The organism is Pedobacter sp. UYEF25 (assembly GCF_054061655.1).
Genome location: NZ_JBSSEL010000032.1, coordinates 1 through 20,424, shown reverse-complemented (window position 1 = coordinate 20,424; position 20,424 = coordinate 1). Strand labels below are relative to the sequence as shown.

The 20,424-nt window shown below is 37.6% G+C and carries 17 protein-coding genes; 7 read left to right on the top strand and 10 right to left on the bottom strand.

Annotation, left to right across the window (positions count from 1 at the left end; all coding sequences use genetic code 11):
- Nucleotides 1-392 precede the first annotated feature (392 nt).
- The 3 genes from ACVWYG_RS18600 to parS form a co-directional block, all read right to left on the bottom strand.
- Nucleotides 393-737 carry a hypothetical protein gene (locus ACVWYG_RS18600; RefSeq protein ID WP_457272464.1) on the bottom strand — a complete coding sequence of 115 codons (345 nt, stop codon included), beginning with the start codon at nucleotides 735-737 and terminating at the stop codon, nucleotides 393-395.
- Nucleotides 738-948: 211 nt separating this feature from the next.
- A complete protein-coding gene (locus ACVWYG_RS18595) occupies nucleotides 949-1,407 on the bottom strand; it encodes an RES family NAD+ phosphorylase (protein WP_457272462.1) in 459 nt (152 codons plus the stop codon).
- A complete protein-coding gene (parS, locus tag ACVWYG_RS18590; protein ID WP_457272460.1) occupies nucleotides 1,408-1,863 on the bottom strand; it encodes a type II RES/Xre toxin-antitoxin system antitoxin in 456 nt (151 codons plus the stop codon).
- A 1,122-nt stretch (nucleotides 1,864-2,985) separates the two neighbouring features.
- Here parS and ACVWYG_RS18585 point away from each other — a divergent pair.
- Entirely contained in the window at nucleotides 2,986-3,492 is a 507-nt protein-coding gene (locus tag ACVWYG_RS18585) for a carboxypeptidase regulatory-like domain-containing protein (RefSeq protein WP_457272458.1), read from the top strand.
- Between the two features lie 416 nt (nucleotides 3,493-3,908).
- Here the strand turns inward: ACVWYG_RS18585 and ACVWYG_RS18580 are convergent, their stop codons facing one another.
- On the bottom strand, nucleotides 3,909-4,538 hold the full coding sequence (locus ACVWYG_RS18580; RefSeq protein WP_457272456.1) for a hypothetical protein: 630 nt from the start codon (nucleotides 4,536-4,538) through the stop codon (nucleotides 3,909-3,911).
- A 384-nt stretch (nucleotides 4,539-4,922) separates the two neighbouring features.
- Nucleotides 4,923-5,102 carry a hypothetical protein gene (locus ACVWYG_RS18575; RefSeq protein ID WP_457272455.1) on the bottom strand — a complete coding sequence of 60 codons (180 nt, stop codon included), beginning with the start codon at nucleotides 5,100-5,102 and terminating at the stop codon, nucleotides 4,923-4,925.
- Nucleotides 5,103-5,114: 12 nt separating this feature from the next.
- Here ACVWYG_RS18575 and ACVWYG_RS18570 point away from each other — a divergent pair, with 12 nt between their 5' ends.
- Together ACVWYG_RS18570 and ACVWYG_RS18565 are read left to right on the top strand one after the other, a co-directional pair.
- Entirely contained in the window at nucleotides 5,115-5,915 is an 801-nt protein-coding gene (locus ACVWYG_RS18570; RefSeq protein WP_457272453.1) for a hypothetical protein, read from the top strand.
- 392 nt (nucleotides 5,916-6,307) lie between these two features.
- Nucleotides 6,308-7,759 (top strand): hypothetical protein, encoded by a 1,452-nt coding sequence (locus ACVWYG_RS18565; RefSeq protein WP_457272451.1) that lies wholly within the window; start codon nucleotides 6,308-6,310, stop codon nucleotides 7,757-7,759.
- Nucleotides 7,760-8,653: 894 nt separating this feature from the next.
- Here ACVWYG_RS18565 and rhuM read toward each other — a convergent pair.
- On the bottom strand, nucleotides 8,654-9,628 hold the full coding sequence (gene rhuM / locus ACVWYG_RS18560) for a RhuM family protein (protein WP_457272449.1): 975 nt from the start codon (nucleotides 9,626-9,628) through the stop codon (nucleotides 8,654-8,656).
- 67 nt (nucleotides 9,629-9,695) lie between these two features.
- Nucleotides 9,696-10,277, bottom strand: a complete 582-nt coding sequence (locus ACVWYG_RS18555) for a recombinase family protein (protein WP_457272447.1) — start codon at nucleotides 10,275-10,277, stop codon at nucleotides 9,696-9,698.
- Nucleotides 10,278-11,037: 760 nt separating this feature from the next.
- Between ACVWYG_RS18555 and ACVWYG_RS18550 the strand changes: the two genes are divergently transcribed.
- From ACVWYG_RS18550 to ACVWYG_RS18540, 3 genes are read left to right on the top strand one after another with little or no spacing between them, the layout of a single operon-like run.
- Nucleotides 11,038-11,871, top strand: a complete 834-nt coding sequence (locus ACVWYG_RS18550) for a GLPGLI family protein (RefSeq protein ID WP_457272445.1) — start codon at nucleotides 11,038-11,040, stop codon at nucleotides 11,869-11,871.
- Nucleotides 11,872-13,101 carry a hypothetical protein gene (locus ACVWYG_RS18545; RefSeq protein WP_457272443.1) on the top strand — a complete coding sequence of 410 codons (1,230 nt, stop codon included), beginning with the start codon at nucleotides 11,872-11,874 and terminating at the stop codon, nucleotides 13,099-13,101.
- A gap of 26 nt (nucleotides 13,102-13,127) precedes the next feature.
- The gene (locus ACVWYG_RS18540) at nucleotides 13,128-14,522 is read left to right on the top strand and encodes a hypothetical protein (protein ID WP_457272441.1); all 1,395 of its coding nucleotides are present in this window, start codon (nucleotides 13,128-13,130) and stop codon (nucleotides 14,520-14,522) included.
- Between the two features lie 1,267 nt (nucleotides 14,523-15,789).
- On the opposite strand, the gene ACVWYG_RS18535 is transcribed toward ACVWYG_RS18540, so the two are convergent.
- Both ACVWYG_RS18535 and ACVWYG_RS18530 read right to left on the bottom strand, forming a co-directional pair.
- The gene (locus tag ACVWYG_RS18535; protein WP_457272440.1) at nucleotides 15,790-17,067 is read right to left on the bottom strand and encodes a glycoside hydrolase family 27 protein; all 1,278 of its coding nucleotides are present in this window, start codon (nucleotides 17,065-17,067) and stop codon (nucleotides 15,790-15,792) included.
- A 20-nt stretch (nucleotides 17,068-17,087) separates the two neighbouring features.
- On the bottom strand, nucleotides 17,088-18,077 hold the full coding sequence (locus ACVWYG_RS18530; protein ID WP_457272438.1) for a glycosyl hydrolase: 990 nt from the start codon (nucleotides 18,075-18,077) through the stop codon (nucleotides 17,088-17,090).
- 897 nt (nucleotides 18,078-18,974) lie between these two features.
- On the opposite strand from ACVWYG_RS18530, the gene ACVWYG_RS18525 reads away from it, so the two are divergent.
- Nucleotides 18,975-19,604, top strand: a complete 630-nt coding sequence (locus ACVWYG_RS18525) for a DUF6266 family protein (protein ID WP_457272436.1) — start codon at nucleotides 18,975-18,977, stop codon at nucleotides 19,602-19,604.
- Nucleotides 19,605-19,897: 293 nt separating this feature from the next.
- Here ACVWYG_RS18525 and ACVWYG_RS18520 read toward each other — a convergent pair whose 3' ends face one another.
- Nucleotides 19,898-20,299, bottom strand: coding sequence for a DUF1569 domain-containing protein (locus ACVWYG_RS18520; protein ID WP_457272434.1), 402 nt, complete (start codon nucleotides 20,297-20,299; stop codon nucleotides 19,898-19,900).
- Nucleotides 20,300-20,424 lie beyond the last annotated feature (125 nt).

Sequence of the window (20,424 nt, the reverse complement as noted above, 5' to 3'; positions counted from 1 at the left end):
CTTATTTCTATAAATTTGATGATAAATTATTATTATTCAAACATAGGAGGATGCCATTCCCATCGTTAGCGCAAGACCTAGCATGTGTGTATTGCAGAGGAAATCCTTTTTGCGAGGAACGAACAAAAAGATTGTAACGTAAAGCGCGACCCTCTTCAGGGGAACGCCCAAATGATTTAGAAACTGTTTATATTTATTTAAGATCGAGCATATTAATTATTAGGGCGCTATCGTTTTGAGTTCTGATCTAGAAAAAAGGTGTACGAAAATTTATTTCCTATACAAAATGGAGGTGTCAGTGCTAGGATTTTTCGCTGAAAGCAAGATGGAAAAAAATTAAATATTTACACCCACAGGAAAATATAGGTTAAAGGCGAAAAATATTAAATAGTTTAATCCTTCCTATAGTCGTAAAAACCGGAACTAACATATTTTATTTTCCAATTTTCTTTATCATTGGTTAATATAAAATTACCTATATATTTCGAACTGGGTGCGGCATTTCTTATAGTGGTGATTTTAAGAGCCTTTTGAGTATCTGATACGGAATCAACAGTAATTATAAGCGTTTTTAAACTGTTTAAGCCACTTTTGTTTTGATTTATAAATAATGTTACCTCATTAACCTTTAAAATGTCTGAAAAATTTTGATTAAACTTTACATTTAAACTATCTATATTGAGCGATTTAAATTCCGGGTAAAAACTATCTGACTTAAACGCTTCTGTGAGTAACATTTTATATTGAGTATGGGTTATCTTTGTGTTCGTTCTCATACAAGATGAAAGCAAACCGCAAAATATTATTATTTTGATAAAATTTTTCATCTACGCACTATTGTTTAAGTAAAATTTTAAAGGATATCACATTTGGAGTTGAAGTCTTCTATTTAAACCACTTCTGCAACAGCCACCCCCTGTTTAATGAGAGGACTTACAAAAAATTGATTTAGATTAAGCGTTGATTAACTGGAATCTTAACCACATTAATTACATTTATCAGATCATGGTATCCGGGAAATAGTGGATCCAGTAAAATGTTATATTCAGATCGGTTGACTGCCGACCTAACTTTTATTCCCAATAGTTTATGATCGGCAAATAGTTTGTCTCCAAGTTTTTTACATGCAAGGTTATCGGAGTTAAGCCAATCGTTGGGGTAGTCAGCGTCTGGAATCTGATAGATCAGATCCTCTTTTGCAATACTGATTTCCATGACATACAAATCATCTGGGATTTCGTCCAGATCAAAGTGTACAAGATTTTCCAAAAAAGCCAAGGACGAATTTTCAGAGGTATATAATACATAAGTTCCCTTATCGTTCCATCTTCCACCTGCCCGAAAAGCGCCCATGCCGGATAAATCTTTTGTCCTCTTTTCAGATTTTACAATTCTATATAGGCGCATCTAGGAGTAGACTCCTTCCTCTATTCTTGTTAGGACGTCCTCAACCATACCAATTCCCGTTGGTGTAGAAAAAAGGGATAACGGGGTTTCCCCGTGCAGCGCATTGTTCGGTTTAGAAAGCCATTTTTGGACTTTTGCCTTATCATCGAACACCTTATAGGTATGTTCAAGCACCCTTGCAACCTCAATCACCAGGGAAGATGTTCTCTTGTCGAGCTTATCATCAGCCTGTTTTCTCTCAAGGGTTTTTATGGATAGGTTCAAAATATCTTCTACAAAGCTTTTTTTGGACATCCCCGTAAAACTGATCACTGACTCTGCCGAGGCTTTGCTGATGCCAGCTCTCGAAAGCAATACAAGGTCGTAATAATTTTGTATCGATATTTTCAAAGACGATACTCCGCCAAGTAGCTCACTAATTCCGGGAGCCTGTATCTTATTTTGGGCTACATCCATATACGACATTTATAAAAAAAATATAAATTATTGTCGCAATATACAAATTATTAACCAATGACGTTTTTGCGACGGTTTTATGGAATTTACAATTATCCTGATTCTATGAAAGAAACGCTGTTATTAATTGCGATATCCTTAACTTTAGGTTTCAACGTATTTAAATTGCCGACAAATTTTTAGAGACAAAACATAGTTATTATCCCAAAAACATCTTTCCTTTAGGTCTTGTTTATTTAGCAACCTAAGCGTGGACTTATAGAACTGAAATGCTCAAACATATCAGAAGTGCAAAAAGAAAGTTTCCAATGCTTTGTGCGGACTTAACTGAGCTAACAAAAAGATTAGTATTGGATCACTCTTTTATAAGAAACAATCTCTAGTGGCATCCCGCTTTTTTTGTCCATACTGAGCCTGGAATTTATTTAAGTGCGCTTTGCAACTATTACTGCATTTGTTTGCTAGCCATGAAAATAGTATGCTTTCTTACCTAAAAAGGAGTTCGCGTACCGAAAAAGAGCAAGAACTAGTTAGCAACGTTGTGCAGATGATAGGAAAACACTTTCCAACTATACTGAATTTCCCATCGAATGGTTAGATAAAGAAGTTCCAGAAGGATACGCTCTTTGTAATATCAAAGCATAATGATTTAGCTACCTACTTTGAATGCTTTATTACCTTGGCGTATTAAGGAATAGGTATTAAAAAGCCAAAATTTACATCTTGTTTGGAATTAATTCTCGATTTTCACGTAAAGGACTCTTTGGGTTTGATGTCTTTTAAAATTTAATCCCTATCAGGTAAATTTACATTATTTAACATTATTAGACTGTTTTATGAGCATGTACTCCAACCGTTTTATATTTTATATATTTTCATTTTAGGCTTAATTTTTGTTAAACTGTTTTTTTAAGGCCTTCAATCTCAAAGAGTATTTCTATTTGTAAACTTGGCCAGCTTGATGCTAAGATTTGAAAGAATAAAAGACAACAGAAAATTAGAAATCGAAGATAACTAGAAAGCAGTTTATCAAAATAAGCTCCGTAATTTTTATTTTGGGAAATATTGATAGGAGTTAAGACGGATTAGATTAGTTAGTTTTAGAGCTCCAAAGTATTTGCCATGCTCATCCTTTTAAAGCATCAATATACCTTTATGCTAAATATCGTTATAAAAGTATCTCAGCTAACGTTACTATCGGCTGTCTTTTTTCTGACTGCCTTTGCACAAAACAGCACTAAATATAATTTGCTGGGAAAAATACAAGACGAAAAAAACGAAGTGATAGGTGGCGCAACGCTGATCTTAAAAGATGTTGGCACAGGACAGATAGTAAGTCGAAAAGTGAGCGAAGTAGATGGTAGATTTTCTTTTTCTGTTAGCGAAGGGAGCTATGTCCTATCAATAAGCTACTTGGGTACGCCGGCTTATCAGGGGAAAACGATCAAGGTCACGGGAGATGCAGATTTGGGCATACTAAAAATTATGACGGAAACTAGAACGCTTAAAGAAGTAGTTGTGCAAGATTTCGCCAACAAACCAATCGTCAAGATAGAGGGAAGGAAGCTGATCTACCACGTAGAAAACAGCACCACTGGAAAGGGCTTAAATGCGCTAGAGGCATTATAGAAAACTCCGGCGATTATCGTCAACCAGGACAACTCCATTACGTTAAACGGAACTGGTGAAGCTTTGGTTATGATCAATGGTCGACAGACCTACCTGCAAGCTGCAGATCTCGGACAATTGCTCAAATCTATGCCTTCCTCTGATCTGAAATCAATCGATGTGATAAGAAACCCCTCATAGGATGATGATGCTTCTGGCACCGGCGGAATTATCAACCTTGTGCTGAAGAAGTCCCTCGCAGAGGGCTTCAGCGGCAATATCAACACAGGTGTTGGATATGGCGAAACATTAAAGCAAAATACGAATCTGGGTATCAACTATCGTAAGGGTAAAGTTAATTTGTTTGTCAATTACAGCCATAATTTTGGCCATTATGCTATGGATTATGACAATGATAGAACGACAAATGGAAAGGTTTATCTAAATGCCAACCATGATATTGATAAAAAGCACAATATTGGGTCTACCATAGGTGCAGATTTCGCTATTGATAGTACCAAAACGATCGGGGTTGTGGCGAACGGGAATTTTTCGAGTGGTGGCGGTTTGATCACGCCCATATTAATCTTAATAACACTTAAAAAAATAACCCCCATAAAAAACAGTTGGAAAGTGTTCACTTCCCAAGCTATCCTAGCTGAAGTCAAGAAAAGTGCAGACTGCGCAAAGAGCAACAAAAAGATAAATGCCGATAGCTTTTTAATCTTGGCGAGACCGAATAATATCATCCCAATGCCCAACAAATTAAACACAATAGTAGTGTATCTAAGCTGAAAGACCCCAACACCGAGCAATTTAAAGCTAAACGCATTTAGAAGTGGTTGAAAGATGCCGGTATAGTTGTTCATGCCTGCATAACCGGTTACCCCATCTTTTATATAGTCGTTGGCTTTTAAACCTGACCAGGCCTCGTCGCCATGTAAGCCAGGAAGAATATCTAGTTTATAAAACGACCAAAATCCAAAATAACCTACCGAAACAAAAAAAAGCAAGAGCCAATAATGCCTCCTAAATAACTCTGTAATAACAGCTGTTCTGATTTTCATTATGACAACGTGCAAAATTTACATTTCAAGTTTTTATTACATCGCAAAATACCTACAAAAAATTAAGTCCATTGAGTAATCCAATTTCTGCATAATTACTAACTTGTAAAAAATAACCATCGGTCGGCCATGGACAAAATACGAAAAGTCTATCTAGACAGTAGAATTTTATTCCATCTCGCCCTTATACCGTTAGCCACAATCTTTGTATTTTGGCCAGTTTACCGCTTTGACTTTTTGTTTGGCTGGGACGACCAATGGTTCGTAACGAATTTTTATACCGAGGGCGGGTTTGCCCCTAGCAACCTTTGGTTAATTTTAACGGATTTCTATCATGGGCAATACGCGCCAATCAATCAATTGTATTATACGCTGTTATACAAGTTATTCGGCTACCGCGCAGGAGTTTTCCATATGGCTAGTGTGGCCATTCATTTTATAAATTGTGGACTGATCTATCTTTTCTTGAAAAAGCTTCTGGGTGGTCGATCCCAAATCGGCAGATAAGAGAGCCTCGGTATCCCTTATCGCCTGTTTGCTCTTTGCGGTTATGCCAATTAACATAGAGCCTGTGGCATGGGTTGCTGCATCGAAGGTATTGATTTATGCAACCTTTTATCTGTTGGCGCTAATAAGCTACCAAAGCTACCTCTGCTTCAGAAAACCCGGTATTTCTATTTCACCATGCTCTTCTTTCTACTGTCCTTCGGCGCAAAAGAGCAGGCCGTTACCCTGCCGTTATGTTTGCTCTTGTTGGATTTTGTGTACGGTAGGAACCTGATAGAAAGTATGGTCTGGATGGAAAAACTTCCCCTGTTTATATTGGCCATTTTGTTAGGACTAGCCACGTTAGATTCTCAACAGTTGGATCAGACCAACTTCTATTCTTTCTGGCAGCGCATTCCCCTATTCTTTTACAGCATAACCGAATACTTGGTTAAATGTGTGTTGCCGGTCAATCTTTCTTACCTATATCCTTTTCCGTTTCAACAAAATGAGCCCGTTCCCAAATGGATTTGGATACATGTATGCTCTATACCTTTAATTTTATTTTTAGTGAAAGACTTCCTGTCAAATAAGTGGGTGGTATTTTGTGGTCTGTTTTTTCTTATCCATATCTGTTTGGCCAGCAACCTGCTTTCGTTGGCTAGATTCGCCGTTATTGCAGACCGTTATGCCTACATTTCTGCCATAGGCGTTTGCCTAGCGATCTCGATTGTATTTGTTAAATATTCTTCTAATTTTTATCACTTCAATAAATTGGTCATCGCCATTGGTATTTTTTATTTTTCTTTTTTGATTTGGACATCAAAAAATTATGTAATGGTCTGGAAAGACGCTTATAGCGTTAAGGAGCGGTTAAAGAAAACCATCTAGCGCCACCCGGATTTTAAGATCCTCAAAGAACATGCAAAATATCCAAGCACATAAACGCCTTTCCATTTATATTGCCGTTTCTCTCGTGCTCCTTTTGGTTGTAATCCACCTGTTTATCGCGCTCAACTACTATTTTATCGATAGAATCGATCTACCGCCTTTTTATATCTGGCAGGCTAACATTTCTCGTTGATTACGCCTTGTGCCTAGGGTTAAATACTTGTAAAACAAATTTCGTGTAAAAAACTTGCTACGATAAAACATTGTATTTACATTGTAAATAAGATAGCCGAAAAACACCAGATCATGAGAAAAAACACGCTTTTGGCACTCAGCCTTTTCTTGGGGTCTGCTTGCTTCTATTTGCTTGCAGAAAAGACATCAGCAATTTTGTGAACAACCGAGATGCGCCACCTTCCATGCAGATGGATGCCGCAAAAATTTGGCGGGTACAGCACATGGAAACAAACAGTGGGAAGCTGATTCTTAAGCCACATTGGAATGATGCCTATACCGTTAACACCACCAATAGGGAAGCCATGCTTGTGGTACCTGCGTCGGACGTTCTGGTAGCCGACAAGGATATGCAGTTTATGCGGTTTTTCTTTTTTACCCTTAATGGCAATACCGTCTCTGGCGGCAAGATTGTGGAGATTTTGGCGAAAAAGTACGATCTTCAAAAGAACATAGATCTTGTCTTGAAGAATTACGATGGCAACGCGATAGGCAACTATAACGGTGCCGTCTTAATGTACGACATAAACTACAACTATACAAAGAGCCGCAACTTCGAGGGCGGGAAACTGACCGCGAAAGAGACCAGGATCCTCTCCATGCCAGTCCAGGGGCGGGCGCGGGGCCTGCTCATGTCAACCCCTAATACCGACAGGCTGTCTTCGGGAAGTAGCAACTGTTCGATTATCTTTCCCGACAATGTTGGTTTTCCGCCTTCTTATTGCGAGGGCGGCACAATCCACGTTCAAGTTGATAAGGAGTGGGATTCTGAAACTCTTTGTCTCATCTCCTGGACGCAGACATTTCTGTCAGTAACCTGCCCGGTGGCTAGCGGGAGCGGCTCGGGAAGCGGAAGCGGCTCGGGAGGCGGCGGAGACCCCGGGCCAGGTGGCAGTGGCGGTGGCGGTGGCGAAAGTTTGGAAAGTCAATTAAGTAATGCCGTAGCTGTCGATGACGGAAACCCGAAAATACAGAATATACAGAAATACATAGATTGCTTTTCAGATGGAAAAGTAGCCCAGGGTTATACGATGACTATCTATGTAGATCAACCTGTCGCGGGCCAAAGTAATTGGTTTAACGTGGTTTATGAACTGCCTATACCTATCGGAACCCGCACTAATAATCCTTATGGGGTGCCGACAGGAATTGTCTATCGATCAACAGCCGGAAATCATTTCGATGTCGGGCATACGTTTGTAACCTTCGAGAAGAATAAGGTAGATGGAACGAGCGTGAGGCAAACGTTAGGTTTTTACCCTTCTGTTACTTCAGGATCATCTAAAGGTACCATGGAAGATAATAGCGGGCATGATGCTGATGTTAGGTTAACCAGAAGTGTGACCAAAACTCAATTTGACGCTGCTTTGCAAGGGGTTAAAAATTACTTCGATAACAAGGATTATATTTTAACAAATACTAGTGCTGATGAAAATAATTGTACTGATGCGGGAATAAGCTGGTGGAATGCGGCAGGTGGCAGTTTTGGAAACTCGACCTCTGGCATGTTTAAGAACACCCCGGGAAACTTTGGGCAAGTGCTACGAAACACTCCTGGTGCTGTTGACGGCCCAACAACTGGAGTAATTGGCAAAGGCCCGTGTAATTGATAAGCCCTTAATTATGAAAAAGACTATTGGTTATTTGCTTCTAGTAATTTTAGCTGTCCAAAGCTTATTTACGGGATATTCGATAAATCGCCAATTCGAATTCTTATATGAGTCTGCTTTTGTAGGTATTCCGGGAATTTTGTTGAGTTCACATGGCGCAACTAACTTAAGCACATACCATATAGTGCATTGGGTTTTCTTGGTTATAGCTCACATTTGTATGATTATATTACCAATAATTTATCATTTCCACAAGTCTTACAAGTTGGTTATATACGTTCCACTAGTTTTTTTGATATTGCAATTTCTTAGTTTAGCATTTTTCGGTATAATATTAATTCCATTTATAGTTGTCTGGATAGTGGCGTTGATACTTTTAAAACCTGATAAATCTCTTAATAAAAGCAATCAGCCGCCTGTTTGAAAACACGTCGGAGACTTCAGGCAATTATTGTGAAGCACTGCTTTGCAAGAGGTTATAAATTACTTCGATATTTGAACCTTAGATTGAACCACGCTGTTCGGCATCTTCCGCAGGGAGATCTTTAACTTTTGATGAAATTGGATATCCCACAAAGTGGCTGCTTTGGAGTAATACCGATAAGAGTATATCTAACCCTTAAGATGAAAACGAAAAATTATTATATTTCTATCGTTAAATGGCTTATATTCTTAAGCCCTAATTGCTTCCCCCATTTGAAATTGATATGCAACCTGAAATTCTACGTATCATTATTCCCCGGTTTTCAACTTATTAAATCTTCTGTTCAAAAAGCTACCATAAAATACTAGAGGGAACGGTGTGCACTATCACCCTATTATCATAAACCCATTCCATTAATTAAATGAAAATTTTAGTTTTTGATAATGAGTTAATGAGAAATACTTTCCTGATCAATTCTTTATATTTATAAGGTTGACAATCACCTTTACCATCATATCTTTCTCATCAGATTTACTTTCTGCTATCATTAAAGTTAATGCTACCAATGCATTGTCTGCAATGCGTTTTGACCCGTTAGGTTTGTAGAGAATAATATTCTTATCAAGAAACCAGACAAATAAGTAAGCGGCTATCCGTTTGTTTCCGTCCGAAAAAGAATGGTTTTTAACCACAAAGTATAAAAGATTGGCTGCTTTTTCTTCTACACTGGGGTATAGATCGATGCCACCAAATGTTTGATATATAGCTGAAATAGATCCTTTGAATGATTCGTCTTTTTCATTTCCGAACAATGAACTACCACCGAATTTATCTTTCAGATTATATATGGCTCTTTTGGCTTCTTTGTAATCTATTATGAATAATTCGTTTGGTGTTGTTCCCTCAATCTTTAATTGTTGATGGTCATATTTATCAAGGATATCCAATGCATAAGCATAGTCGGTAACAACTTTCAATAAGCCGGTAGCCTCATCAGAATTCAGTTCCTTATTTTCCAGAACATTGCTTAGCAAGTTTACTGTACTTTTAAGTTCTCTTAGCTGTTTCTCTTGTTGCCTAAGTCGGCTTTCGTTTATAGAATATCCTTTTATTAGATACTGTTTTAAAATATTGTTGGCCCAAATTCGAAATTGAGCGCCACGTATGGATTTTATGCGGTATCCGACTGAAATAATGACGTCAAGGCTAAAGGTACTGATCGGTTTATCTGAATTTGCAATATGCATATTTTGCATATTGCTTTTTTCTTCCAATTCTTCCTCCCGAAAAATATTTTTAATGTGCCTGGATATTACCGATTGATCTCTACCAAACAGTATAACCATTTGGGCTTGTGTAAGCCATACTGTCTCGTTTTCGAGTTTTACATCGATTGCTGTTGTACCATCTGGTGTCTGATAAATTATAATTTGTTCTTCGGGCATAACTTAAAATATAATATACACAAACGTAACTAATGATAGTGGCGATAGCGAAAGAAGTACTAACAAATTACCGGTTTGAATACGTCTCAGCAACTCTTAAATAGCGATAGCATGTAGCTCGACTAATATTCAGATTATCGGCAATCCCTTGAACAGATCGTCCATTATTACTATCATATAAAACTTTTACAGCTTTGATTTTGGTAAGCGTTTCTTTGGAATAGCCTGATGGCCGCCCGCCTTTTCGTCCTCTTGCTCTAGCTGCGAGCAAACCAGCTTTGGTTCGTTCAGAAATGATCTCTCTTTCAAATTCCGCCAAGGAAGCAAATATGTTAAAGGTAAACTTTCCCGTTGCCGTTTTGGTATCGATTGAATCCTGAATGCTTAGAAAGCTGACTTCGAGTTGCTGCATCTTGGCAACGAGGTCAATGAGATCCTTCAACGACCTGCCAAGTCTATCGAGCTTCCAGACTACAACAGTGTCGTCCTTTCTTAGCTTTTCAAATAGCTTGACAAGCTCGGGTCTTTCTCTGGATTTACCTGAAAATTCCTCTTTAAATATAACTTCACGACCTACCTTATTTAAAGCATCCATCTGCAGATCCAGGTTCTGATCCCGCGTGCTTACCCCTGCATATCCAATGTTCATAAAAACGTATCTATGGAAATATATGAAACATAGTTTTATGAGACGTATTTTTGAGACACGAAATAGAGGGAATCCTTAGCTTATTTAGTTTGAGCTCGGATTCTCGATATACCGGGGTATAATGAGAATTTTTAACTGATGACAAGACTATTGTTCAAAAATGTTTTCATATTCCAACTTTGAGTCTTTAGCCAAATATTTACTCATTTCGTCTAGCATAAACTTTGAATATTATCAATTTTATATTGATAAGACAAAAATTCTGTAAATGTCATGTTTTGGATTTTTGGGTCATTTATCAGTTTTTTGAAGTTGGGTACTCCCTCTCTTTTCAACAAATAATTAGTGACCAATGCATTAAAAATGAAACTAGGAACAGTTAGCAATTAAGGCTACGATATTCTAATTATCTTTCTATCATGACAAGCAAGAATATTGCTTAAATAATAAATAATTAAAAAGCAATTAAATTTTATTAACTTAGTTTTTAGTTAAAGATCTCTATCCTTTCTATAAATTTATGAAAAAGTTAAAATTAAAATCAACAGATTTTTACAGGAGGAGAATGTCAAGCAAAGAGACAATTTTATTACACTTGCACAATTGATAAAAAATTATAAAAACCGCGCAACATTAATATCAGATTTCGGGGTCGCTTTCTAAAAGCCATTTACAGTATGATGGTAGGTGCTACTTTTTTTATGTTACCATTTTCACTATAAAGTTTTAAAGTTACTACTTAACTTATACCTACTTTCAAATGAAATTATACTTAACTGCATTGTGCCTAATGGTGCCTATTTTCTCTTTGCAAGCTCAAACATCTACATACCACTGTAAGGTAGAGGTAATTTACCAGATGACCTCGCAACCAGACAGTACGAATGCCTCGAGAAGAAATACAGAATTTATGTCGCTACTGATTGGCGAAAACCAATCGATTTTCTGCGCAACACAGTTTCTGGTCATGGATTCGGCTATTAGGTCAGAACACAATAAAGGAAATAAAATGGGCCCATCTATGGCATTTTTCCAATCAAGCGGCACCCACAATCATTCCATTATTTTTAAAGACACTACACATATAGTTACATCTGATGTAATTTTGCGCTACATATCTATAAATCGTGTAAAATATACTGAGAGCAAAAATTTGTTTAAATGGGAAATAACTTCTGATACAACTTCCATCGGCGGTATAAGCTGTCAAAAAGCCCTAACTAATTTTGGCGGAAGAGAATGGGAGGCCTGGTTTGCGCCTTCTATACCCATTTCGGAAGGGCCATATAAATTCAACGGTCTACCCGGACTAATTTTGCAAATTTCAGACACAAAAAACTTTTGGAGGTTTGATCTGGCCAGCATAAAAAAAATCGACAAAACAATTACTTTCAGCTTTGATTTGGATAAAGCTATAAATATAAAGGATAAGAAAACGTTTTTTTCAAAAAGGAGAAATGCGATGGATAACAGATTTCTTTTAATGAAACAAAAAGGAATGACTTTTAGCGATGAGGCTGCTATGCAGAAAGGATACGAGGCAGAAGCCAAGGCAGATAATAACTGGATAGAACTATACAATCCAAAAAAATAGATGAGAATATTTGTATATTCTTTATTTTTTATTTTTTGTTCATACAACTGTGTGGCACAGCACACAATTACCGGTAGTATTTCAAATGAAATGGGAGAAAGGTTACACGGTGTTTCTGTTTCTTATGGGAAGATAGGCACATCGTTGATTTCTGGGTTTTCAAAAGCCGATAACAACGGCAATTTTAGTTTGTTGATAAACGAAAATTTAGATAGTGTAATGGTAAGCTTTAGCATTATAAATTATGAAAAGAAGGTAATCGTCATAAAAAACGAAAATAAAGAGTATCACATAATACTTAAAAATAAAGCAATGCAGCTAAAGGATGTAATAGTCACAGCCGCACCAATATACAAACGAAACGATACCGTTAACTATGACGTTTCAACTTTTACATCAAAAAATGATTTATCGATTGGAGACATTATAAAAAAACTGCCCGGTGTACAGATGGACGGAGATAAAATTCTATACCAAGGTAAACCCATACAGAAATACTATGTAAATGGCCTCGACTTGCTGGAAGGGAAGTATGCCTTGGCCAACAATAACCTTCCTGTAGGTGCGGTTCAAAAAGTACAAATTATAGAGAATGACCAACCAATAAAAATACTCGATTCGTTGGTCTTTTCTGATCGTGCTTCGATAAATATTAAGTTAAAAAAATTCACAACTACAGGCTTCGCAAAAGTTGGAGTGGGATTATACCCATTTATAAGAGATGTCAGTGTTTCACCAATGACTTTTAATAAAAATTTTCAAACTATAAACACTTTCCAATCTAATAATATCGGAGATAACGTCGCAAATCAACTGGTTGATTTAGGGGTGGACAATATGTTGGAGCAAATAAATAGCAGTAAGAAATCGTATCTGAGCAACCCATCATTATTAACCATACAAAGTGTACAAACCCCTCCCCTTGAAGAAAAAAGATGGCTCAACAACGATATTAATATGTTAAGTTCTAATATTTTACAGAAATTAAAAAATGGAGTTGAGTTAAAGTCAAATGTAAGCTATGTGAATAATAAGAGTAGTATCTCGGGGGATCGGAATACAGTAATCTTTACTCCCCAACAGCAATTAAATATAAATGAGCAAACTGAAAATGGTTACGGTACTGACGATCTTAATGCAAAGTTTGTTCTGTTGAAAAATGAAAAAAAAGTTTATCTTAAAAATAGTCACTATCAAAAAAATGGCTTCGGAATACCGGACAACTTGTAAGAGATAGTTCTAGCAATATTGACCAATTGAACCGTACTGAATCTGCAAGCTTGGTCAATAATTTTTCAGCGGTATTATTTATAGGAAAGCAATTGGTTAATTTAAATTCCTATGTGGGCTATCTAGAAAGTCCGCAACGTTTCTCTGTAACACCTGGTCAGTTTCAAGAGTCACTCAATAATAACGTAGCCTATCAAAAAACAACTCAAAACTTGAAATACAGAACTTTCAATACTAATAATTTTATGGGTTTGGTTAAAAGTGCTGGCAAATTTTCTTTTTTACCCAAACTGGGCTTTGCGGTGCAAAAACAGGAGCTAAACTCAGACATTGAATTGAAAGAAAATGGACAGGAAGCAAAATTAGGAAATGATTTCATTAATAACCTTTCACTTATTAGGACAGATGTATATCTAGAAAACCAAGTGCAATTCAAAGCAGAGAATTGGAAAATAGACGTTGGTCTACCAGTTAGTTTAAAAAATTACGACATCGGAAGCAAGGTTGCATATCATAATAATGATGCTAGCTTTTTCGTATTCGAACCAAGCTTATTGGCAATTCACAATTGGAGCAATTTGCTAAAGTCCTCCGTATTATCTGGCTATCGGCAAGATTTTGGCGAAATAGGCACATTGTATGACGGTTTTATCCTAAACTCATATAGCAATCTACAGAAATTTAATACTAATTTGACCCGTTCCTACAATTGGAAAACATCCGTTGCTATGAACTATGAAAATACATCTTCTGCAGTTTTCTTCAATATTTCCGTTGATTTTGACAACATACAGCGTAACTATATATACCAGAACAGTATCGATGATAAAGGTTATAATACAATAAAAATATTGTTCAAGAATAATAAGGTAAATAGAAATGTCATCAATGCGGATGTTAGTAAATATGCCCTACCCCTAAAAACGTTATTAAAACTGTCGTCTCAAATAGGTTCTAGCAAATCAGAATATCTTTTCGGAGAGACCTATAGCGAGATAAGGCAACGGTATTACAACTTAGGCTTTTCTCTTAACAATACGTCATCAAAGTATGTGAGCGTTGATTACAGTAACAAAATTGGCTTAATGCACAACAAAATAGCAGATCGGCCAAAAACCAGTAAGCTTTTCTTTGTACAGCAACACCTTCTGTTGAATATATTTCCTTTCAAAAACCATATCATTACGTTTGGTTCAGATTATTATAGTTCTAATCAACAATCAATTCCGAATCAATTATTTTTTGACATGAAGTACCGTTTTAATCTAACCAAACACAAAATATTTTTTGAGATCGCCGCCATAAACCTCTCCAATAGGAAATCTTATTTAAGTATATACAACAACGATTTCTCTATTATACGTGATTCTTTTAGTTTGAGGCCAAGGCAGCTGTTAGCATCCGTAAGATTTAATTTTTGATAAATTAATCTATAAAAAATTACCTGTCTTAATATACTAAAAAATGATATTTCTTTCCGCGCAGCCCGATATGTACTACTCTTTATGGCAATAATTGGAAGATTAACCCAATATTTTTAAAGCAGCCTAAAAGGTTAGCGTGTTTATTGCCAAATCTAGCTTCAAAAAATTTAAAAACAAGGTAATGGCCAAGAAAATTGTATTGAAGAATGGAATGCTAGCAGATGTCGAGATTATCATGGACGAAAGCTCGTTACTGCAAAGTTTTTTTAAAAACATCACAAAAATGATGCAATCACAATAACGCAGCGAGAGAATTCATGAGGATGACTTTTGAACCAAGTCAATTTCTTTTCTTGGTTAATAGTCTAGAGTCATCATTTCTGGACTATCTTTTCTAACACCGAAATAATTCTCATTAAACGGTGGTTTTTATGAGACTAAAATTAAAAATTACGACATATTCACAACCTAATGTCTAAGTCTATTTCTGGATAACTTAATGTCAAAAATGCGCATGTATGTATTGCTTGGAAATCCTTTTTGTGAGGAACGAGCTAAAAGATTGGAACGGAAAGCGCGACCCTCTTCAGGGGAACGCCCAAATGATTTTTAACTATATTAATTTTATTTAAGAGCCATAAATTTAATGATTGTTCGGGCGTTTTTACACGCTGTCCATTGTATCTTTAATTGGCTTTTAAAGGCCAATTAAAGGATGTCATTCCCATCGTTAGCGCTTGGAGTTGAGTCGCAAAATTTGGTTAGCGATTGCTTGGAAATCCTTTTTGTGAGGAACGAGCTAAAAGATTGGAACGGAAAGCGCGACCCTCTTCAGGGAAACGCCCAGATGATTTTTAACTATATTAATTTTATTTAAGAGCCATAAATTTAATGATTGTTTGGGCGCTTTTACACGCTGTCCATTGTATCTTTAATTGGCTTTAAGCGCCAATTAAAGGATGCGATTCCCATCGTTAGCGCAAGACCTAGCCTGTGTGTATTGCTTGGAAATCCTTCTTGCGAGGAACGAGCAAAAAGATTGCAACGTAAAGCACGACCTTCTTCAGAGGAACGCCCAAATCATTTTAAATTCCTTAGATTTTTCAAATCCATAAAGCTACCTTATTGATTAGCGACCAACCAAGTCCTCCAATGCATGAAGCACATGCAGCACTTTGCTTCTATTTTCTAAATAATTTTAAGCCTTTACTTTCAAAAAAGCTAGTGGCTACTTCTTATAAATTCGGCCGTATCAACATGTTTTCTACAATTTCGTTAGCCGCAACATCACCACATCGTGTGAATTAACAGTCTGCTTAAAATGCTTTTCGGTAGTCCCAACGTTTTTTTTGCTCCATACATCGCGCAGTTTAAATATAGCATTGTTAAAATCTGCAACGGTTTTTGAATCCTCCATTTTTAGGGGCTGTTCTTTCCATCGATAATCTATTTTTTTAGCCTCGCTTGATCGATTTAAAAAACATACTGCTAAACCACCATCTGCTAAGGGCTTTATCCACACCTCGAGCGAATCGGTACTAGAGCTACGCCTTGCCGCAATGCCGAGTGCATCTTGATCAATCGCAATCGCTTCCTTATTTGTCAGAATAGAACCTGTCTGCTCAGACATCTTGCGAAGGTCGTTCCCTGCAGTCAGTGGGGCAGAGAGCATACACCACATGGAGAAGTGCGCCCTATCCTCATTTAAACTCATCCCATTGCCAACCTCAAGCATATCCGGATCATTCCAGTGGTTAGGGCCGTTGTACTTTGCAATAGCTACCTGTTTATCTAAGATGGTCATTACGCTTAATGCGGTCCAGTTGTTTATCTTTTTATCTTTATCAAAATTTGCGGTGATGTCTCCGGTGGTGCGGTACAATTCGCCAACACCTTCTGCCCACAACCATGGCTGGTGATTTCCCCATTCACATAAACTGAACACAATTGGTCTTCCCGTGGCTTTCAGCGCTTGGCTCATGGTAATGTAGGCTTCCCGAGCGTTCAGACTATCGGTATTACACCAATCGTATTTTAAAAAATCGACACCCCAAGAGGCGTACAACCTGGCGTCTTGATATTCATGGCCACGAGAACCCGGATAACCCGCGCATGTTTTATTGCCAGCGCAATTATAGATCCCAAACTTCAAACCCTTTGCGTGCACATAGTCAGCGAATTCTTTCATTCCATTTGGGAATTTTTCCGGATCGGCAACCAGCTCGCCATTTGCATCGCGCGCTCTGGTCATCCATCCATCATCCAGCACAAAATATCGGTAACCTGCATCCCGCATTCCGGATGATACGTAAGCATCTACCATTGCTTTAAGTAAGGGCTCGTCGATGTGTGTTTGAAAAGTGTTCCAGGTATTCCAACCCATAGGTGGCGTAGACGCTAAGTTTTTTGATTTGTTTGGTTGAATATTTTTTACAGCCGATACCGGAGCGGCTCCTTCTGGCGTTTGCGCGAAGGTTTCGACTGCGATGGCAAAACCCATTAAGATGATCAGTGAACATCCTTTTAAAATTGTCTTTTTCATGTTACGGAAATAAAAATCTATCATTTAATGGCACGCTGGTCGCCGAGCGAAATTGTTTCGGGACGGGCATAGAGCGCTTTCACGTCTGATTTTGAATTGTTTGTCCATACAAAATTGGTCCACACCATAAACCACGACCATAAAGGCTGCGCCTTTAACACATTCGCATTGGGTATTTCTCCAACTTCGCTCAGCGTGATCAATTTGCCCTTGGCCAACTTAACTAGTTCATTATAATCCTTTTGCTCATAATCGGCATGATAGATATCTGTTCCCAATACATCCACATAGTTTGCACCCGGATAATAGCCTTTATAAGCATAGGCTTCATCCTCTGGTAGGTCTCTTGGTCCATTCGCACCCCAAACCCAGATGAGATTGTCTAAATGATAATGATTTACATAGCGGTCATACATCATCTTCCAGAGCTTGACTATCCCGTTTTCGCCCGGTCTGTTGCCCCACCAGAACCATACGCCATTCATCTCATGATATGGCCTCCACAGGATGGGAACATGGGCATCTCTTAACTGCGTTAAATAAGCCGCTACGGTATCGATCTGGGCAAGCCACTTTTTATTCAACGGGGTATTTGGGGTAGTGATTTCCTCCCATTCTTTATCGGTAATCTTCGCCTGGACGCTCTGCTTAAAGCCGTAAGGCGGACTATCCATTGGACGACCTTGATGCCACATCAGCGAAACTATATATCCCTTTTTATAGTTTGCCATGGCCTCATCTACTACTTTCTGGCCACCTCCCTTGGCTCCCGACCAGATGAAATCGCTTCCCCACAAGGCAGGGTACTTGCCAGTGATAGACTTTACACTGTCCAAGAAGCGATCTCCGCCCCCATGCTCGCCGGAAAGAATGTATTTGCCATTGATACTGTAAAGATAACTCAAAAGCTTCTTTGCCTCCGGACTAGCGCTCTTGTTTACCGGCATGAACGGTTGGGAGAAGCAGTGCAGCGAAAAAAAAAGCACTAAAAAGAAAGGAAAATTTTTCATGTTTGAAAATTTTTTGCGGTATTATCACATGCTCTTACGATCAACTAGAAATACGGTGTTATGGATTTAAACCAATTTTATTTTAAGAAGCAAATTAGCCTTTTAATTCCGCTATGCAAAACTGAAATCGCTACCTGGCATCTTTTTTTTCAACCTTTTCGTTTGACAATTAGTAAAGCCCTAAAAACCAAACATTTTTAATTAGAAGTCCTTCAAAGAAGCAAACCTTGTAGTTTACAAATCCAATTTTCGCTGAAAAAACCGTTCACATTTATCCCAAATGCTCACCAACTATTCGCCAGGTTTAATTGGGCTTTTAGGCAAAATTTCTATAACAGATCTAGATCGTTGGTGTTTGGGTTAAAATTGCTTGTGTTTGCAGAAAAAAACCTATACGTTTTTTACTTCAGGTGTTTTACATAAAGCAAAATAATCAGATTGATTATTGTGTATGGCCTCACTTCCGTTCATATTTCTAAAAAGTACTTATTATTTGAAAATTTTATCCAATCCAGATTGAATTGCTCAAATCACTTCCATTTATGACTAGCCATTTGGGCGTTTTAACACGCCATTTTGAACTGTTGCGCAAACGATTATTAGACTAAAGTTTCCCATCCTCTTAATGGTCCTTAAAAGAGGTGTTGCCGAACGAATTTAAATTGACAAACTTAAAACAGGGGTTTTACAGGGACTCTACAGGGATAAAATAGGGATTACATAGGTATTTTTCCCTCTAAAATCCCTGTAAAGTTCGAGTTAACATCGTTTAATATTCTTTTTATATAAAATTATGATTAACTTATGGTGTATTGACTAAAACGCTGATGTAGTAAAAGGGAAGTCGTATCCTTTTCTTGCATTGACGGATGATAGACGAGTGTTAATTTTAGAAAGATGGCCATACTTAAAAATGGAGCCAACGGTGGCTTTTCCGGAAAAGTGGGATCTATAGTGGGTTACGAACTCAATGGACAAGATATCATCAGAGCGTTACCTAAGAAGCGCACCAAAAAGCCTGGCGAAACAGAACAATTAAATAGAGATAAGTTTGCGTTAACGCAACATTGGCTAAAGCCGTTATTGACCTATTTGAGAATTGGGTTTAAAAATTATGCGCCGACCTATCAGGGATTTGTTGCAGCCAAATCTTACAATAGTAAAAATGCATTAAAAGAAAACGAGGATGGGAATACTGATGTAGATCCTGCCCTGGCTCTATTGAGTTTTGGCAGCCTAAACTTACCGCAAAGCATTAGTATGGAACTTCAGGACGATAAAATTGTAGTTACTTGGGTTACGGAAGGTAGTGATCAGGATCTGGACTTAGCCATGCTCATTGCTTATGTTCCAGAAACAGGTGAAGTTTCAATTGATACGGCAGCGGCAAAAAGACATACTGGTACAGCAACTCTGCCGATGCCCCACAATCCAAATGAAGATGCGGTGCATGTGTATATTGCTTTTGTAGCCTTCGACCATTCTGCGCAAAGCAACAGCTATTATTTAGGCGCCCTTAATGGATAATTTGAACGGTGTGTAGGATAAATTGACCTATTAGGTAATCACCTCTTTTATTAATTTTATGGGTTGAAATAGCGGAACTACCATTACTTAATTCGACTTTGTTAATAAATATTGGATCTGTGTAGCTTATCGTTTGCAAGCCAAGGAGAACTATACGTTCTGGAAACGATTGTTTAAAAGCTAAAAATCCAGACAATTTTGAAGTGCTTTATATCCTTCACACTTGTGTTGAAAATCTCAACTCTATTTTTAACATTTCAGATAAATTTCATTTGAGGTCTCTGCAAAGCCGATTAGCAGTTAAACTGCCTTAAATGATGGTCAAAGTGCTTCCATTGTGAAACAGCCCATTCTTCAGGCATCAATTTCCCTAAAAAGAAATGAGGATTGGTGGTGCATTTTGATGGCCCTCCTTCAAAAAAATTTTTAATTAATTCAATAGAGTTTATCTTCTCCTTTTCAAATTCACGATCGTCGGTAAAAATATAATACTTGTCAGTTGGCGCATTTTTTCCGAATGGCTTTTCACTTAAATACTTAGATTTTACAAATGGCCTCAAAAATCTTCCAATCAAATGTCGTTTAGGATTATTTAAACCCATTGCAGTTTCAATTGAAGCGTTCAAATGAGCTAACATTTGTGCAACATTCATTTTACCCCACTGCTTTTCTGAATTCGACATTAATTTAGCCATCCTAACTCCCTGGTTCGTGTCCCCACGAAACTAACTCCCTGGTTCGTGTCCCCACGAAACTGTTTTGAAATCCAGCTTAAGGATTTCGGGATTTCGGTTCGTGGGGACACGAACCGAGGGCAGAG

What these genes read in the sequence shown, in the direction of transcription:
- ACVWYG_RS18600 (WP_457272464.1), bottom strand. Translation starts at nt 737, where the DNA reads ATGTTACTCACAGAAGCGTTTAAGTCAGATAGTTTTTACCCGGAATTT.
- ACVWYG_RS18595 (WP_457272462.1), bottom strand. Translation starts at nt 1,407, where the DNA reads ATGCGCCTATATAGAATTGTAAAATCTGAAAAGAGGACAAAAGATTTA.
- parS (WP_457272460.1), bottom strand. Translation starts at nt 1,863, where the DNA reads ATGGATGTAGCCCAAAATAAGATACAGGCTCCCGGAATTAGTGAGCTA.
- ACVWYG_RS18585 (WP_457272458.1), top strand. Translation starts at nt 2,986, where the DNA reads ATGCTCATCCTTTTAAAGCATCAATATACCTTTATGCTAAATATCGTT.
- ACVWYG_RS18580 (WP_457272456.1), bottom strand. Translation starts at nt 4,538, where the DNA reads ATGAAAATCAGAACAGCTGTTATTACAGAGTTATTTAGGAGGCATTAT.
- ACVWYG_RS18575 (WP_457272455.1), bottom strand. Translation starts at nt 5,102, where the DNA reads ATGTTAATTGGCATAACCGCAAAGAGCAAACAGGCGATAAGGGATACC.
- ACVWYG_RS18570 (WP_457272453.1), top strand. Translation starts at nt 5,115, where the DNA reads ATGGGTTGCTGCATCGAAGGTATTGATTTATGCAACCTTTTATCTGTT.
- rhuM (WP_457272449.1), bottom strand. Translation starts at nt 9,628, where the DNA reads ATGCCCGAAGAACAAATTATAATTTATCAGACACCAGATGGTACAACA.
- ACVWYG_RS18555 (WP_457272447.1), bottom strand. Translation starts at nt 10,277, where the DNA reads ATGAACATTGGATATGCAGGGGTAAGCACGCGGGATCAGAACCTGGAT.
- ACVWYG_RS18550 (WP_457272445.1), top strand. Translation starts at nt 11,038, where the DNA reads ATGAAATTATACTTAACTGCATTGTGCCTAATGGTGCCTATTTTCTCT.
- ACVWYG_RS18545 (WP_457272443.1), top strand. Translation starts at nt 11,872, where the DNA reads ATGAGAATATTTGTATATTCTTTATTTTTTATTTTTTGTTCATACAAC.
- ACVWYG_RS18535 (WP_457272440.1), bottom strand. Translation starts at nt 17,067, where the DNA reads ATGAAAAAGACAATTTTAAAAGGATGTTCACTGATCATCTTAATGGGT.
- ACVWYG_RS18530 (WP_457272438.1), bottom strand. Translation starts at nt 18,077, where the DNA reads ATGAAAAATTTTCCTTTCTTTTTAGTGCTTTTTTTTTCGCTGCACTGC.
- ACVWYG_RS18525 (WP_457272436.1), top strand. Translation starts at nt 18,975, where the DNA reads ATGGCCATACTTAAAAATGGAGCCAACGGTGGCTTTTCCGGAAAAGTG.
- ACVWYG_RS18520 (WP_457272434.1), bottom strand. Translation starts at nt 20,299, where the DNA reads ATGGCTAAATTAATGTCGAATTCAGAAAAGCAGTGGGGTAAAATGAAT.